We start from the raw sequence: 14991 nt of genomic DNA, 5'->3' as shown, positions 1-14991 counted from the left end.
CCGTCGCTCAGTCGTCGCACGCGCCGGTCCAGGCCGCGACGACCGCGTCCCACGCCGCCCGCACCGCCTCGGGCCGGGCCGCACGGGTGAGGGCGTCGGCCAACCGCATGCCGGGCTCGGCGTCCACGACCCGGCACAGTTCCCCGACCGTGGCGGGCGGTGACGCGGGCACCGGTACGAGCCGGTGGACCAGTGCCGTGGCGGTCTCGGGGTCCACCCCGTCGACGAGCGCGCCCAGCAGCACCGACGTCAGACCGTGGGTGAGGGCCCGCCGGTGGTCCTCGGCTGTCCCCGCCGCCGACGAGGCGAGGAAGACCGCCAGGTTGTGGTGGGCCACCTGCAGGGTGTGGACGTGGGTGTCGCCCGCGCCGTACAGGCCGCGCAGCGCCTCGGCCATGAGCGCCACGGCGGTGTCGTGGTGTCCGCGCGCGGCCTCCACGTCGGCCAGCGCACCGGTGGTCAGCGCCACCTGTGCCCAGTCCTGCTCGCGGGCGAACAGGGCGCGGCAGGTGACGAGGACGTCGCGCGCCTCGTCCACCCTGCCCAGGCGTTGCAGTGGCCCGTACCGGTTGAAGAGGGTCGTCGCGGTGTCCGCGTCGGGGGCGTGCCGGGCCCGCCGGCCGGCGAGCACCTCGTCGATCAGGGTCAGTTCCAGCTCCCAGGCGCCCATGGCGTCGGCCGCGGCGCACCCGATTCCCAGCACCGCCTCCCGTACGTTCCAGGGGTCCACGTTCTCCGGCAGGCCGCCGCGGGCCGGCAGGGAGTCCATGCGGTCCAGGAGCCGCCGCACCTCGCCGAGGACCGTCTCGGGCGGGTCCCCGCGCTGGAGGACCTGGAGTCGTTTCGCTTCGTCGCCGAGCACCGACCAGGGGCCCAGACCGGCCTGCCGGGTGTAGCCGGGTTTGCGGTCGAGGAGGGCGAGGGCGCCTTCCCGGTCCCCGTGGCGGAAGCGGAGCCAGGCGAGGTCGCCCGTGAGCCCGGTCGCCGCGAGGTGGTCCTCGCGGGCGAGGGCGTTTTCCAGCAGCCGTTCCAGGTGAACCCGGGCTTCCTCCGGGTCGTCGCGTTCCAGTACTCGGACGAGGGCCCGGTTGGCGGCCGGTTCGTCGTCGCTGCCCTCGGCGCGGCGGGCGATGTCCCGCAGCGCGGGGAGCAACGCGGCGGCCGTCCTGGGCGACGGGTCGCGGAACAGGACGCGTTCGAGCAGCAGGGCGGCCCGGCTCCAGTGGTCCCGGCGCAGCAGGTACGGCAGGGCGGCCCGGGCCGCTTCCAGGACCCGGCCGGATCCGGCCCGGTGCTCGGTCGCCAGGCCCTCCCGCGCGCGCTCGGTCCAGTACTCGGCGAGGTGCCGGTCCACGGTCTCGCGCAGGTGCCCGGCGCTCCGCCGGCCGGCCTCGGCGACTTCGGGGTGCACGACCAGGGCGGTGACCTCTCCGCCGGCGTCCCGGTCGACGGTGACGAGACCGCTCTCGGCCGGTTCGGACCAGTCCTCCCACCACCTGAGCCCGTCTTCGGGACCTCCGGCCGGCGGCGTGCGGAGCAGCGGTCCGATCTCCTCCAGCAGCGCGGGTCTGCGGTCCGCCGGCTCCAGACAGCACAGGACCTGGAAGAAGCACCGGGCGGTCCCGGGCAGTGCGGCGACCACGCCCGTGGCCCACACGGTCAGGATGGTCGTATAGGCGGTGGCGTCCGCGCGGGTGGCGACGCCTATGTCGAGGTAGCTCCGCGGGGCGATGCCCAGTTCTTCCCAGGAGCGGTCCACTTCGGCGAGGCGCTGGGCGAGCCCCTCCGGGTCGGACAGTTCGCCCTCGGCCAGCTCGACGAGGGTGGGGTGACCCTGCGCCGAGGTGAGGACGCCCACCGCGAGGGTCTGGCACCGGCTGGGGGGCAGTCCGTCCAGGTCACCGTCCAGCAGTGCCCTGAGCTGTGGCATCTCGCGAGCGAGCAGGACGCTCTCGCGCAGCGACAGGGCCTCGACCCGGTACACGGACACGGTCTGGCCGAGGGGCCCGGGCGCGTGCCGCCCGGTCATGATCAGCCGGGACAGCCCGCGGTGCCGGGTCAGGGCGTCGACCACCGGTCCCCATCTCGCATCGCGCCACCGACCCGACGGGGTGAGCAGGGACTCGACGTTGTCGAGGACGACCAGGACCCGCTGTTCCTTGCAGAACTGGGTGAGTTCCGGCAGGAACGCCGACAGCTCGTCCGGCCGGTCGAGGAGTTCCACGAAACGCAGATCGGTGATCCGGTGGTGCAGGGCACGGGCGAAGTCGGCCAGGGAGGTGGTGATGTCGGGCGCGGTTCCGTTGCTCCCCTCGGGGGCCCGGTACCAGACGAGTGTCTGGAAGTTGTCCTCCTGGCCGTAGCAGAGTTCGAGGGCGCACGCGGTCTTGCCCACGCCAGCCATGCCCTGGAGGAAGATGCCGGATACACCGCTGCCCGGTGCCAGGCAGCGGTTCGCCGCGGACATCAGGGCACCTCGTCCGACGAACCGTGCGGGCTGGTCGGGAAAGCCCGCCAGCTTGAGCGTGCTCCGGTCGAAGATCAGGGCGGGGCCCTTCGGCGGTTCGAGCAGGAGTTCCACGGCCGTGCCGCCGAACAGCGCGGGGGAGCTGGCGGACAGGGGCGGGCTGGCCTCGGTGGCCGGTGTGTCGACCACTCGGGGCAGGGCGAGCGCCACCGCACGTCCGAGGGGATTCGCCTGTTCCACCATCAGCTTGAAGACCGCGCCGTTCAGCCGGGTCACGAAGTCGTCGGTGACGGTGTGGCGCATGCCGAGGACCGCGCAGTCGAGGCGCTCGGCGAGGATCTCGGCGAGGACGCCCACGTGCGGGCCGGCGGCAGGTGGCCGCGCGGTCTGTGGCCGGGCGGGCCGGAGCGGGTCGGCCGACCGGTGCGCGGGGCCGATCCCGAGTGCGTCCAGCCGTTCGTCGGTCAGGCTGTCCGCCGACGAACACGCCGCCGCGAGCACGAACTTGACCCGCCGGCGCAGCGGCGCCAGCAGCTCCACCAGGGCGTCGCCACCGATCGGGTCACGGCTGCCGTCGGGTTTCTCCAGGACGAAGGCGCCGTCCCCGCCGTGGCCGGACAGCACGAGAACGTCCCAGCCCCGTCCGTGCTCGGCGAACACTCCCAGTCGCTCACGGGTCACTCCGTACTGGAGGACGGCCAGTTCGATGGCGGTGCCGCTCGTCTTGGCCACGGTGTCGAGCAGGCGGGCGAGTTGCAGGCGTTCCCGTCTGAGGTTCAGCGCGGAGGTGTCGTCGGGCAGGCTGAACAGGGCCAGCACCCGCAGGGCGTGCCGGATCGGATGCTTCCTCCTCCGAGCCGGCGTGAGGGGCGCCGCCGCGAGGTCCCGGACGAGGGTGACGCGGTGCAGCGGCAGTGCCTTGCCGTCGACGACCGCCGCCTCCCAGGGCAGTTGCGCGACGAAGCGGGCCTCGTGAGGGACCTTCACGCGCACCACACAAGGGCCGTCGGCGGCCAGGATGTCGCCGATCCCCTGGAGCCCGCACCGGGTGATCCACCGGCCCAGCTCGTCGAGGAGTTCGCTCTCGTGCTCCAGCCGCCGGCTCGGGTCCGCCCTCCAGCGCAGGTACGCCTGAGGATCCCGAAAGGCGTCGAACTGCCAGGCGGAGCCGTCGAGCCGGACGTCGGCCTCGTGGATCACGAGGCCGTCGGCCTCCAGGACCCAGCGCCAGCTCGTCTCCGTCACCTTGCCCGTGACGGGCTGCGTCACCGCGTGGAAACGGGTCACCTCCAGGCAGAAGTCCGCCGGTTCGGAATCCACGGTGCCGCCCCCTGTGCGTCGTAGCCTCTGCGACAGGATCGTAAGGCGCGTGCACACGCGTTCCGCACGGCTCCGCGCGGTTCCTGCTCGCGTGAGGGCGGGCCGCTGGGCCTCAGCCGTCGTGCAGTGCCGCCCGGAGGAAGTCGACGGCGAGCTTGCGGGCGACATTGGCGGCGCGGGTGTCACGCAGGCTGTCCAGGAGCAGGAAGTCGTGGACCATGGCGGCCACCCGGACGGCGGTGACGTCCACGCCCGCCTCGCGGAGCTTGTTGGCGTACTGCTCGCCCTCGTCGCGCAGGACGTCGGCCTCGTCGGTGATGACCAGGGCCGGGGGCAGGCCCTTGAGCTGGTCGAGGCTGGCCCGCAACGGGGAGGCGTGCGGCTCCGCGCGTTGGGCGGGGTCGGTGGTGTAGGCGTCCCAGAACCACTTCATGCCGTCGCGGGTGAGGTAATAGCCCTCGGCGAACTGCAGGTAGGACGGGGTGTCGAAGTCGGCGTTGGTGACGGGGTAGAGCAGGCACTGGGCCTTGAGGCCGATCCCGCCGCGCTCCTTGTTCATCAGCGCGAACACCGCCGACATGCAGCCGCCGACGGACTCGCCGGTGACGGCGATGCGTGAGGTGTCCAGACCGTGCTCGGCACCGTGTCGCAGGACCCACTGGCCCACGGCGTAGTTCTGCTCGACCTGGGTCGGGTACTTCGCCTCCGGCGCACGGTCGTACACGGGGAAGACGCCCGCGGCGCCCGCGCCGACGACGAGTTCGCGGAAGAGGCGGTCGTGCGTCTTCTCGTCGCCGAAGACCCAGCCGGCCCCGTGGATGCAGAAGACCACCGGCAGCGCCCCCTGCGCTCCCTCGGCCCGGATGATACGGGTGCGTACGGTCCCCCACTCGCCCGCGTCCACCTCGACCCACTCCTCGTCGACCTCCGGGCGCGGCACGCTGGGGTCACTCTGCAGACCGAGCAGGATGTCCCGCCCCTTCTCCGGGGGGACCTCATAGATCCGGGGGTGCGGGTCGGTCGCCTCGCACAGCTCCTTCGCGGCAGGTTCGAGGTATGGGGTGATCGGCGGAGGAAGCTCGGTCATGTCGGCTCCATGTCACGAGTAGGTGCGTGCCCTGACCTGCGGCCACGACCCGGCCGCTGCTACGCGTTCCCCCGGCCCCCCGGGGCGAAGGCCCGGTTCCCATCGTTCGCGCCCCATCGGCCGTGCGCAAATTGGCACGATATGCCCCTCCGGGTGAACCGTGAGCCTGCCGTGCCTTCGCCCGGCCGAGGCGCCGGGCCCCGCACCGGAGTGCGGTCCCGGACGGCCCGCGTCCTCGGACGAGGTCACGGTTCTCTCGGAGTCGGTGTCACCGCGGCCAAGGGTGCCTCCTCGGGCTGCCGGCTCCGGTCGCGGTGGTCCAGCAGCGCCAGCAGCGGCGCCGTCATCACCGTGGTGACCAGGGCGACGATCACGAGGACGCCGAAGAGCGCGGGGGAGGCGATGCCCGCGGACAGGCCCACGTTGATGGCGATGAGCTGCATCAGACCGCGTGCGTTCATCAGCGTGCCGACGCGAACGGCTACGGCCTGCGTCTCGCCCAGCAGACGCGCCGCGGCCCAGCAGGCACCGAACTTGCTGATGACCGCCACCGCCACACAGGCCACCGTGAACAGCAGCAGCCCGCCGTCGGACAGCAGGGTGAAGTCCGTGTTGAGGCCGGAGTAGGCGAAGAACAGGGGCAGGAACACGATCCGGCTCACCGGTGCGAGGGCCTCCACCGCGCGGGTCACCACCGGGTCACGGGGGAAGGCGACACCGAGGCTGAAGGCGCCGAACACGGCGTACAGGCCGATGCGGTCGGTGTACCAGGCGGCGAGGAACAGCAGCAGGACGGTGACCAGCAGCATCTGTTCGTCGGTCAGCCGCCGGGCCCGTCGCAGAGCGGTGGGCCGCACACGGAGGAAGATCCCGAGGAACACGGCGAGCCCGGCCGTACCGATGACCGCGCGCAGGAAGGTGTCCGCGCCGCCGCCCGCCATGCTGAGCACCCCGGCCAGCAGGACCCAGGCCACGGCGTCGTCCAGCGCGCCCGCGGCGAGGGAGACCGCACCGAAGCGGGTCTTCGTCAGGCCCCGTTCGGTGATGATCCGGGCCATCATCGGGAAGGCGGTGATCGCCACGGTGACACCGACGAACAGCGCGCCCACCGAGGGCGCGATCCCGTCCGGGTAGAGGTGCACCGTGTCGTGTGCCGCCCAGGCCAGTCCGGTCCCCAGCAGGAGCGGTACGACGATGCCGGCCGCCGAGACGGGCACCGCGGTACGGCCCACCGAGCGCAGCCGGTCGGTACGGAACTCGTATCCGGACAGGAACATGAACACGACGAGGCCGACCTGCCCCGCCACGTACAGGACGGGACGGATCTCGTCCGGGAACACGGTCTTCTCCAGGCCGGGCGCGAGGAGGCCGAGCACGGAGGGGCCGAGGGCCACGCCGGCGACCATCTCGCCGACGACGGGTGGCTGGCCGAGTGGCCGCAGCAGCCGGCTGACGAGGCGGCACGCGATGAGGATGACGGCCACGGCGAGGAAGAACGCCGGGCCCATCTCGGTGGTCGACAACGGTGGCTCCTTGGGGAGGAGACGTATGGGGGGTGTTGCCGCTGTCAGGCGCCGCGGCCGGTGAAGGGGCAGGCGGCCGCGCCCTGTCCGCCTCCCGCCGCGTGGCCGGGCGAGGCGTGGGAGCCCTCCAGCGGACGGCCCTCGGTGTCGTACCGGGCGAAGTACGTCGCGGCGGGCCTGGTGCGGCGGGCGTCGAGCACCATCCAGGTGCCGAAGAGCAGTTGCAGCAGGCTGCGTCCGACGTCCTCGGCGCGGTCGCGGACGGTCAGTGCCGTGCGCAGGACGTGTCGCAGGGGGTCCGGGACCGGCCGGTCCCGGGGCAGAAGCAGGCAGGGGGCGCGGTGCGGGATGGAGCGGGTGTGGCTGACGGGAGAGTCGAGCGCGTACCGGGCCAGCACCTCGCGGGTCGCCGCACGCAGGACGACGGGTGCGAGGCGCCAGGCCGGGCAGGGCCGGTTGCCGGCGACACCGAAGGGGATGTGGTGGGCGTTCTTCGCGGGGAGCGCCGCCCAGCGTCCGGGGTCGAAGCGTTCGGGGTCGGCGTAGCCGGTGGCGTGGTAGTCGGGGTAGCTGAAGGTCAGGACGGAACCCGCCGGGATCGTGGGCAGGCCGTCGAGGGCGATGTCCGCGGTGGTGATCCGGTGGGCCACCCCGAACAGCGGGTAGAGACGGAAGGTCTCGTTCATGACGTGGGTCAGATAGCGGTCGTCCTCGGGGGTGGCCGCCACCCGTTCCTGCACGTCCGGATGGCGGGCCAGGGCCAGCAGGAGGTGGGCCGTGGCCTCCGACATCTGCACGACGGCGGTGTTGAAGAAGGTGCCCTGGAGGTAGTACGCCTGCTGACGCCTAGTCAGGCCGGCGGGCAGTGCGTGCGGCACATCCCCGGCCGCCAGGCGGCGCAGAAGGTAGCGGGTGAGCCGGTTCCTGCGGCGCATGTGACGCGGGCGGGTGCATTTGAGGGCGTTGACGACGTCCTCGGCGTGGGCGACGATCAGCCGCCGGGCCTCGGCCGGGCAGGGTTCCTCGAAGACCAGGCCGTAGAAGTACTCGGCCCACACCGGCATCATCAGATCGCGCAGCCGTACCACGCGCACGCGGCCGTCGGCCGCCTCGTCCAGGGCCTGCCGGGTGTGCCGCGCGGCGGCTTCGTACAGCCTTGCCGACGGGCCGGAGAGGACGGCGAGCGTCCGGCGGGCGACCTCGTCGTAGCGGGGCCCGGCCTCCAGGTGCTCCTGGTGGACGTCGGCGCCGGGCGCGAGCCAGTACCAGAACAGGTCGGACAGTGCCGCGCCCCTGCTGCGGCCCGCGGCGGCCGGATGGCCGTAGACCTCCTGGAAACGGTCGGGGCCGAACGTGGCGTCGGGGAGGAGCATGCCCTCGTCGCCGTTGACGCGGGCGAAGACCTTCGTGCGGAGGGCGACGACCTTGCCGGGCAGCCAGGCCGGGGAGGACAGCAGCAGCGCGCCGCCCGCCGCCAGCGCCGCCGCCGCCGCTTTCCTGCTCACCATGCGCGTTCTCCTCTCATGGGCCGGTACGGAAGGCCGCGCGGGGCCACCTGGTCGGCCGTGAGGTCCTGCGGCCGGTGCCCGCCGCAGAGGGCGAGCGCCTGGTCGAAGTCCTCGCGCAGGGCCGTCAGCGCCGCCCGTACGCCGTCCTCGCCGCCCGTGGCCAGGGCCCACAGCACGGGCCGGCCCACACCGACGGCCCGGGCTCCGAGGGCGAGGGCCAGGGCGATGTCGGTGCCCCTGCGCACTCCCCCGTCCATGAGGACGGGCACCCGCCCGGCGACGGCGCCGGCCACGGCCGGGAGCGCCTCGACCGCTGCCGGAGCGGCGTCGAGCTGCCGTCCCCCGTGATTGGACACGACCAGTGCGTCCACGCCTCGTTCGACGGCGAGACGCGCGTCCTCGGGGTGCAGCACGCCTTTGAGGACGAGGGGCAGACCGGTCAGGTCGCGCAGCCGCGCGAGGTCGTCCCAGCCGGCCGGCCACATGGCGATGTCGCGGGTGGTGCCGGGTGCCGCACCGGGCAGGTCCCGCATGTTCTCGGCCGCGAGATGGGGCGGCAGGTCGTGGAAACCGTTGCGCAGGTCCCGGGTGCGCGTGCCGAAGACGGGTGAGTCGACGGTGACGACGAGGGCGGAGCATCCCGCCCGTTCGGCCCGGAGCACCAGTTCGGCGGTGACCTCGTGCTCCGGTTGCGGATACAGCTGGAACCAGACCACGGCCCCCGGGTCCGCCTCGCGGGCCGCGGCGACGACGTCCGCGACGGCGGTGGTGGCGGCCATGCCGGTGATCAGCGGGGTGCCGGTCGCGGCGGCGGCGCGGGCGGTGGCCAGTTCACCGTCGGGGTGGGCGAGGCGGTGGAAGGCGGTGGGCGAGACGAAGAGCGGCGCCGGCCATGGCCGGCCCAGCACGTTCACCCGGGTGTCGCGGTCGGCGCCGCCGCGCAGCACCCGGGGAAGCAGGGCCAGCCGGCCGAAGGCGTCCTCGTTCTCCCTGAGCGCCCTCTCCTCGCCCGCGCCGCCGGCGAAGTAGTCGTAGTGCTCGGGGCTGAGTTTCCCGCGTGCCGACTCCGCCGGATCGCGCGACGGGCCGGCGGGCGAGCCGGTCATGCCCGGGGCGCGGCGGTTTCCCCGCCGGCCGGGAGGTCGTCCCCGGCGGACAGCCGGGACGCGAGGAAGGAGCGCAGCGGGCCGACGTGGACGTCGGGGTCGTCCCACTCGTTCTCCAGGTTCTCCGTGATGTGGTGCTCGGCGACCGGCTTGCCGCTGCCGTCGGGCAGGAACTGCCGTACCACGGGGTGCAGGTAGCGCGCGTCGAGGCCGCTGGTGTCCTGCTGGGGCGTCCTGCCGACGGTGATGTCGAAGGGATCGACCTGGTCGTGGTCGGCTCCGTACTCCAGCGTGACGGTGAAGTAGGAGGCCAGATCGCCGAACCGGCCCCGGGCCGCCGCTTCGTGGAGGTGTGCCACCGGGATCTCCTCGCAGTGGCGCACGTCGCCGCCGGTGCCGACCAGCACCGCGTCGCCGAGGAATCCGAACAGCTGCCACAGGGCCGAGGTGCGGTTGACCCGCTCGATGACGGCGTCGGTCACGGGACCCGGGGCGGCGGGCAGGGTGGTGTGCGGCCACTCCTGGTCGTGGTAGCGGCGTTCGAGGATGCGGTGAAGTGCCTTCGCTCCGTACCGGAAACCGTGGATGAAGCCACTGGTCGACTTCTTGAAGTCCAGGGACTGGGTGATGGTGCCGGCGAAATACAGATCGGGCACGTTCACGGATTCCCACGCGTTGGTGAGCCGCGGGAAACGGTCCTTGACGACGAGGTCGGGACGGCAGTCGTCGTCGAAGATCGAGGCGTCGAAGCGGAACCCGGTGGCCAGGATGACCCGGTCGTACGGGATGTCCTTCACGACTTCCGCGACGCGCGAGAATTTCACGCTCACGACATAGGTGCCATCGGGCTTCCGCGTTATGCGGAGAATGTCGCCGTCGAGTACGGCGTTCTCGGACTTGAGCTGGTAGGTGTCCAGGAAGTTGTTGTTGACGGCCCGGAGATGACCGACGAAATGCGTCCGCCAGGCGAGCTTGAGCGAGCCGGGTCCGGCGACATGGATGACGGCGGCGGTCTCGATGAGATTGTCGGCGGTCTCGAAGGCGGAATTGCCCCGCCCGATGATCAGCACCCGCTTGCCGGTGAATTCGTCGGGATCGACGGACACCTGGTCGTAATGCTCGGCCTCCCCGGCGCCCTCGATGGGCGGCACGTACGGCCGTGAGACACCGGTGGCGACGATGACGCGGCGGGCCCGGTCAACGTTGCCATGCTCGTCGGTCGCCACGAAGAGGCCACCGTCGGGCCGGGATACGCGGGTGACCCGGGTGCCGAGGCGGATGCGCAGCTCGTGCGCCCGTGCGAAGTCCGCCAGGTAGCGGACCATGTCGTCGGCCGGGGGGAAATAGCGCGGGGAGTACGCGGTGAACAGCGGTCCCTCGTCCGAGAGCAAGGAGTTCCAGTCGACGCGCAGCCGCGTCTCGGGGTCGCTCCAACCGGTGTGCACCTTATTGGAGGAAATAAGGGTCCGGTGCCTGGGAAAGCGAGTGAAGAAAGCGCCCGGAGCGTCGCTCTCTTCCACGACGAGGTAATCTCTGCCGCTCTTCTGGAGGAAGTATCCGACTTGCAGGCCCGCGGGGCCGCCGCCGATGACGAGATAGTCGACTTGCCCTAAAACAGACATGGCCTTCTCCTGCCTTCCGTGGGGCGTGGAAGACGGTACTTGACCGTTAAAGCAGGGAGCCACCCCAGCAGTATGTGATGTAGGTCACACGCTTCTCTCGGGGTGGCGGATTTCCCACTTCGGTTAACGTGAAGGCGTGATGGGGCGGGCCGGAGCACCGAGCGCGTCCGCCATAGTCGTTTTCCAGTCATTCACCCTGTCTTTACGTCGGTTACCGGCCCAGAGTGGAGACGAAGTGGACGAAAAGCCCGGGGGCGTCTTTCCGCAAGCACTCGTCGACGCGTTCCGCGACGCCCCCGACCTGCCCGCCTTCGAGTACGGGGGACGCGCGGTCACCAGGGGGCAGGTGCTCGCGCTGATCGCCGGGTTCGTGAGAGGTCTGCGCGGTGCGGGCCTGACCGCCGGATCCCGCGTGGTCCTCGACACCGGTGTCACACCCGAGGCCTTCGCCGTCCGCGTCGCCGCCCACGTCGTCGGCTGCCAGGTGGTGGCGCTGCGCCCCGGGCTGACCCGCGAGCACCTGCGCGACATCCTCGCCCGCGACATCCGCGCCGTGGTGACGGACGACGCCGCGAGCCGGCCGGCGCCGGCCGCCGCAGCGGGCGGCATCACCCTGCTGGAGACCGGCACCCTGCTGGAGGCGGGCGCCGTGGCACGGCCCCCGGCACCCGTCACGCCCGGCTCCGACGACCTCACCGCCCGGGGCGACCGCGACGGCATCGGCGTCATCCACCTCACCAGCGGCAGCACCGGCCGGCCCAAGGGCACGATGGTGACCTACGGCGCCCTCTCGGAGGGCTGGGCCCTGCGGCCCGATCGCTGGACCGACCGGACCCGGCGCCTCGCGGCACGGTACGCGCGCTTCCTGCTCTTCGGCACGCTCAGCAGCGCCGTCATGTTCGAGCACGTGTGTCTGTCGCTGCTGGGCGGAGGCACCGCCGTCATCCCGGATGCGCCCCTGCGGTTCCCCGAGGTCTTCGCCGACCACCGCGTCACCGCCTGCATGACGACGGTGCCGCGCCTGTACGGCATCCTCGACGCCGTCCGGGACAGGGCCGTGGACACGAGCGGCCTGCGCGCCCTCGTGGTGGCGGGCTCCCCCCTCGCACCGCACCGGCTGACCGAGGCGGCCGACCTGCTCGGACCGGTGGTCCACCACGCCTACGGCCAGACGGAGACGGGCATGCTGACCGTCCTCGAACCCGAGGAACTGGCAGCCGATCCCGGCCTCGCCGACAGCGTCGGGCGTCCGCTCGACACCGTCGAGATGACCGTGCGGGATCCCGGCGGCCGGGACCTCCCCACGGGCCGGACGGGAGAGGTGTGGGTCCGGCTCGCGGACGCGTTCCGCGGTTACTGGGAGGATCCTCGCGAGACCGCGGAGGTGCTGCGGGACGGCTGGGTCCGCACCCGGGATCTCGGCCGGCTCGACGCGCGGGGATATCTGCGGCTGTCGGGACGCACGCGCGACATCGTCATCGTCGATGCCGTCATCCACTACGCGGGCCCCATCGAGCGGGTCCTGGCCTCCCACCCCGACATCGACCAGGCCTACGTCGTCGGAGTCCCGGACGACCGGACCGGCGAGGCGATCCACGCCTTCGTGGTCCCGCAGCCCGGAGCCGTACCGGACGCGGACGCGCTGCGCGAGCTGGTGGCCCGGGAACTCGGGGAGGCCGGCGCCCCGGTCTCGGTCGTCGGCATCACCGAGGTGCCCGTGGCACCGAGCGGCAAGCCGGACAAGGCGGCGTTGCGTGCCTTGCTGAAGGCCCCCTGACCGGACACCGTCCCCGTCGACGCCGGGCGCACCCGTGACCGGACAAGGCACATCACGGCGGGTCCCCGGGCCCCTGGCCGTAAGCGGCCGGAGCAGGCCGTCCATGCCCGGCCGGGTCTCCGTCCGGGAGTCGCGGTCACCGGGCACGTCCGGACGCCGAGGGGCCCGGCTCAAAGCTGTAGGCCGGATGAGCGCCGGACACTATCCGGCTGGCCCCATGGTTCCGGTCCTGGTGTGCGGCCAGGATCGGGGCATGCGATGCACCAATGCCTTCGATTCCCGCGTCCCTTCCGGTTCCTCGACCGCGTCCCTGACGCGCCGGCGGCTGCTGGGCCGCGCGGGTGCCTTGGCCGCGGGGGGTGCCGTCTCGGCTCTGGGTCCGGCCGCTCGCGCGTCCGCCGCGCCGGCGGCCCCCGACGGACCCGTGCGCCTCGAACTCCCCCGCCCCACCGGACCGTTCCCGATCGGCGTCACCGAACTGTGCCTGGTGGACCGGACGCGCCGTGGTCCCTGGTGGGCGGGCGACGCGGCCCGGGAGTTCCGGGAACTCATGGTGAGCGTCTGGTACCCGGCCGGCCACGCCACGGCGGAGGACGGCCCCCGGGTGCCCTACATGCGGACGGGCGCGGCCGCCGTGTTCGGGGCGGGCGCGGCGAAGATCCTCCAGATCGGCGAGGGGGCCGTCGACTGGGCCGGGTTCGGTACCCACGCCCGGGCCGGAGTGCCCGCGGTGCCCAGGTCCGGGCGGGTGCCCGTGGTGCTGTACTCGCCGGGCATGTACAACGAGCGCACCCTCGACACCACCGCCGTGGAGGAGCTGGCGAGCCACGGCTACGCGGTGATCACCGTCGACCCCGTCCACGAGGCACACGCGGTCGAGTTCCCGGGCGGCCGCGTCGTCGAGCCGGCGCCCGGCCTCGGCGCCATCGAGGCGAGCGCCGAACGGAACAGGGCGGCACTGGAGGTCCGGGTCGCCGACATCCGGTTCGTCCTCGACCGACTCGCCGTGCTCGCGCACGGCGGTAACCCGGACGCCGGGAAGCGGCCGCTGCCGCGCGGTCTCGGACGGTCGCTGGACCTGACGCGCACCGGCATGTTCGGGCATTCGCTCGGCGGGATGACGACCGCCGAGGCCATGCGCGTGGACCGCCGTATCCGTGCCGGGGCCAACCTCGACGGGCCGCTCGGCTACGACTGGACCAGCCCCGAGCTGCTGCTGCCGGTCGCCCGGACCGGGCTGGACCGGCCGTTCCTGCAGATGGGGGCGTGGCTCGCGGTCCCGTCCGGCAGGCTGCCGCACACCCACGAACACTCCCCGTCCTGGCGGGCGATGTGGCGGAACTCCACGGGCTGGAAGCGCGATCTGTGGACGGAGGCCGCCGAGCACAACTCGTTCACCGACTACCAGACCCTCCTCCCCGGCCTCGCCGAGCGGCTCACGCTGCCGCCGGGACTGCCGGCCCGGATGACCGGCACCGTCGACCCGGCGCGGTTCACCGCGAGCCGCCGGGCCTACCTCACCGCCTTCTTCGATCAGCATCTGCGCGGCCGCCACCAGCCGCTGCTGGACGGTCCCTCCCCGCTCCACCCGGACGTACGCTTCATCTGAACGGCGCCGGGCAGGCGCTCCGTTCGCCGACGGGACGAAGGGCCGCGGGCCGCTCGGTCACCGGCCGGTCCCAGGTGCCGTCCTGGTCGATGTCCAGGTCGGCGTGCACCGGGTGGTGGTCCGAGTACGGGGTCGGGTGCGCGCGCTGTCCGAGCGGGACGATGCCCCGCAGGAACACGTAGTCGAACTTGCTCTGCCAGTCGGTGGTCGGGGCGCACCCGCTGGTGGACAAGGGCCGGCAGCGGGGGTCCGCGTCCGCGGCCAGTTCCCACACAGGGGCGAGTTCGGGGGCGTCCGGCACGGCGTTGAAGTCGCCGAGGACGATCGCGCGGTCGTACCGGGCGACGGCCGCGGCGAGCGCGCGGGTCTGTTCCGCCCGGACCGCCTCCTGACGCCGTTGCGCGAGGTGCGTGTTGAAGACGCGGACGGACCGGCCGCCCACCGTGGCCGTGACCGCCATGTACCCACGGTCCTCGGATCCGCCGTCGGGGTACTCCACGCTGACGGGGTCCGTCATCGGCGCCGCCGAGAGGATCGCCTGGCCGTAGGCCCCGGGATTCCACGGCACTCCCCCGCAGCGGCCCCAGTCCCGGAGCACCGTCCCGTACTCGGCGTGGTAGACGAGCCCGTAGAACCTCTTCAGATGGGCCCGTATCTTCTCGACGTCGCGCACGCAGGCTTCCTGCAGGGCGACGACCTGGGGCGCGTACGTGGCGATCTCCCTTGCCCGGTCGAGGTTGCCCGCGTCACACGGGTTGCAGATGTTCCATGTCATGACCCGGTCCGGTACGACGTCCTCGACGGCTCCGGCGGGCAGCGGCCTGGCGAAGAGAGCGCCGGTCGGCGCACTCGGTCCGATGAGCACCGTGCAGGCCACGATCAGGGCGCCCGCCAGCGTACGCGTGCCTCTGCCGAGCACCATCGCCTCCTCGTCCTCCCGCGTTCCCCTCGCGCCCCGCCACCGGAATCGGC

9 protein-coding genes are annotated in these 14991 nt (G+C 72.6%); 2 read left to right on the top strand and 7 right to left on the bottom strand.

The genetic code is table 11. The annotated features are described in order from the left end of the window. Positions 1 to 7 precede the first annotated feature (7 nt). The 6 genes from ACZ4W9_RS08585 to ACZ4W9_RS08560 all read right to left on the bottom strand — a co-directional run bounded on the left by ACZ4W9_RS08585 (position 8) and on the right by ACZ4W9_RS08560 (position 10633). Positions 8 to 3787 carry a hypothetical protein gene (locus ACZ4W9_RS08585; protein ID WP_467934129.1) on the bottom strand — a complete coding sequence of 1260 codons (3780 nt, stop codon included), beginning with the start codon at positions 3785 to 3787 and terminating at the stop codon, positions 8 to 10. Between the two features lie 112 nt (positions 3788 to 3899). Then, a complete protein-coding gene (locus tag ACZ4W9_RS08580; protein ID WP_467934127.1) occupies positions 3900 to 4874 on the bottom strand; it encodes an alpha/beta hydrolase in 975 nt (324 codons plus the stop codon). Between the two features lie 245 nt (positions 4875 to 5119). Next, positions 5120 to 6397 carry a cation:proton antiporter gene (locus tag ACZ4W9_RS08575; RefSeq protein ID WP_467934126.1) on the bottom strand — a complete coding sequence of 426 codons (1278 nt, stop codon included), beginning with the start codon at positions 6395 to 6397 and terminating at the stop codon, positions 5120 to 5122. A gap of 44 nt (positions 6398 to 6441) precedes the next feature. Beyond that, positions 6442 to 7905 (bottom strand): cytochrome P450, encoded by a 1464-nt coding sequence (locus tag ACZ4W9_RS08570; protein ID WP_467934124.1) that lies wholly within the window; start codon positions 7903 to 7905, stop codon positions 6442 to 6444. Beyond that, the gene (locus ACZ4W9_RS08565) at positions 7899 to 9011 is read right to left on the bottom strand and encodes an alpha-hydroxy acid oxidase (protein WP_467934123.1); all 1113 of its coding nucleotides are present in this window, start codon (positions 9009 to 9011) and stop codon (positions 7899 to 7901) included. Before ACZ4W9_RS08565 ends, ACZ4W9_RS08570 begins: the two co-directional genes overlap by 7 nt. After that, positions 9008 to 10633, bottom strand: coding sequence for an NAD(P)-binding domain-containing protein (locus ACZ4W9_RS08560; protein WP_467934122.1), 1626 nt, complete (start codon positions 10631 to 10633; stop codon positions 9008 to 9010). Before ACZ4W9_RS08560 ends, ACZ4W9_RS08565 begins: the two co-directional genes overlap by 4 nt. 235 nt (positions 10634 to 10868) lie before the next feature. On the opposite strand from ACZ4W9_RS08560, the gene ACZ4W9_RS08555 reads away from it, so the two are divergent. After that, positions 10869 to 12410, top strand: coding sequence for a class I adenylate-forming enzyme family protein (locus ACZ4W9_RS08555; RefSeq protein ID WP_467934120.1), 1542 nt, complete (start codon positions 10869 to 10871; stop codon positions 12408 to 12410). A gap of 424 nt (positions 12411 to 12834) precedes the next feature. Next, positions 12835 to 14019 (top strand): alpha/beta hydrolase family protein, encoded by a 1185-nt coding sequence (locus tag ACZ4W9_RS08550; RefSeq protein ID WP_467934119.1) that lies wholly within the window; start codon positions 12835 to 12837, stop codon positions 14017 to 14019. Here ACZ4W9_RS08550 and ACZ4W9_RS08545 read toward each other — a convergent pair. Further along, a complete protein-coding gene (locus tag ACZ4W9_RS08545; protein WP_467934118.1) occupies positions 14012 to 14941 on the bottom strand; it encodes an endonuclease/exonuclease/phosphatase family protein in 930 nt (309 codons plus the stop codon). The two genes, ACZ4W9_RS08550 and ACZ4W9_RS08545, sit on opposite strands and share 8 nt — an antisense overlap. Between the last annotated feature and the right edge of the window lie 50 nt (positions 14942 to 14991).

The organism is Streptomyces sp. NPDC029296 (assembly GCF_055569255.1).
Note: the sequence above shows the minus strand (reverse complement) of the source record. Positions and strands in the feature narration are given on the sequence as shown.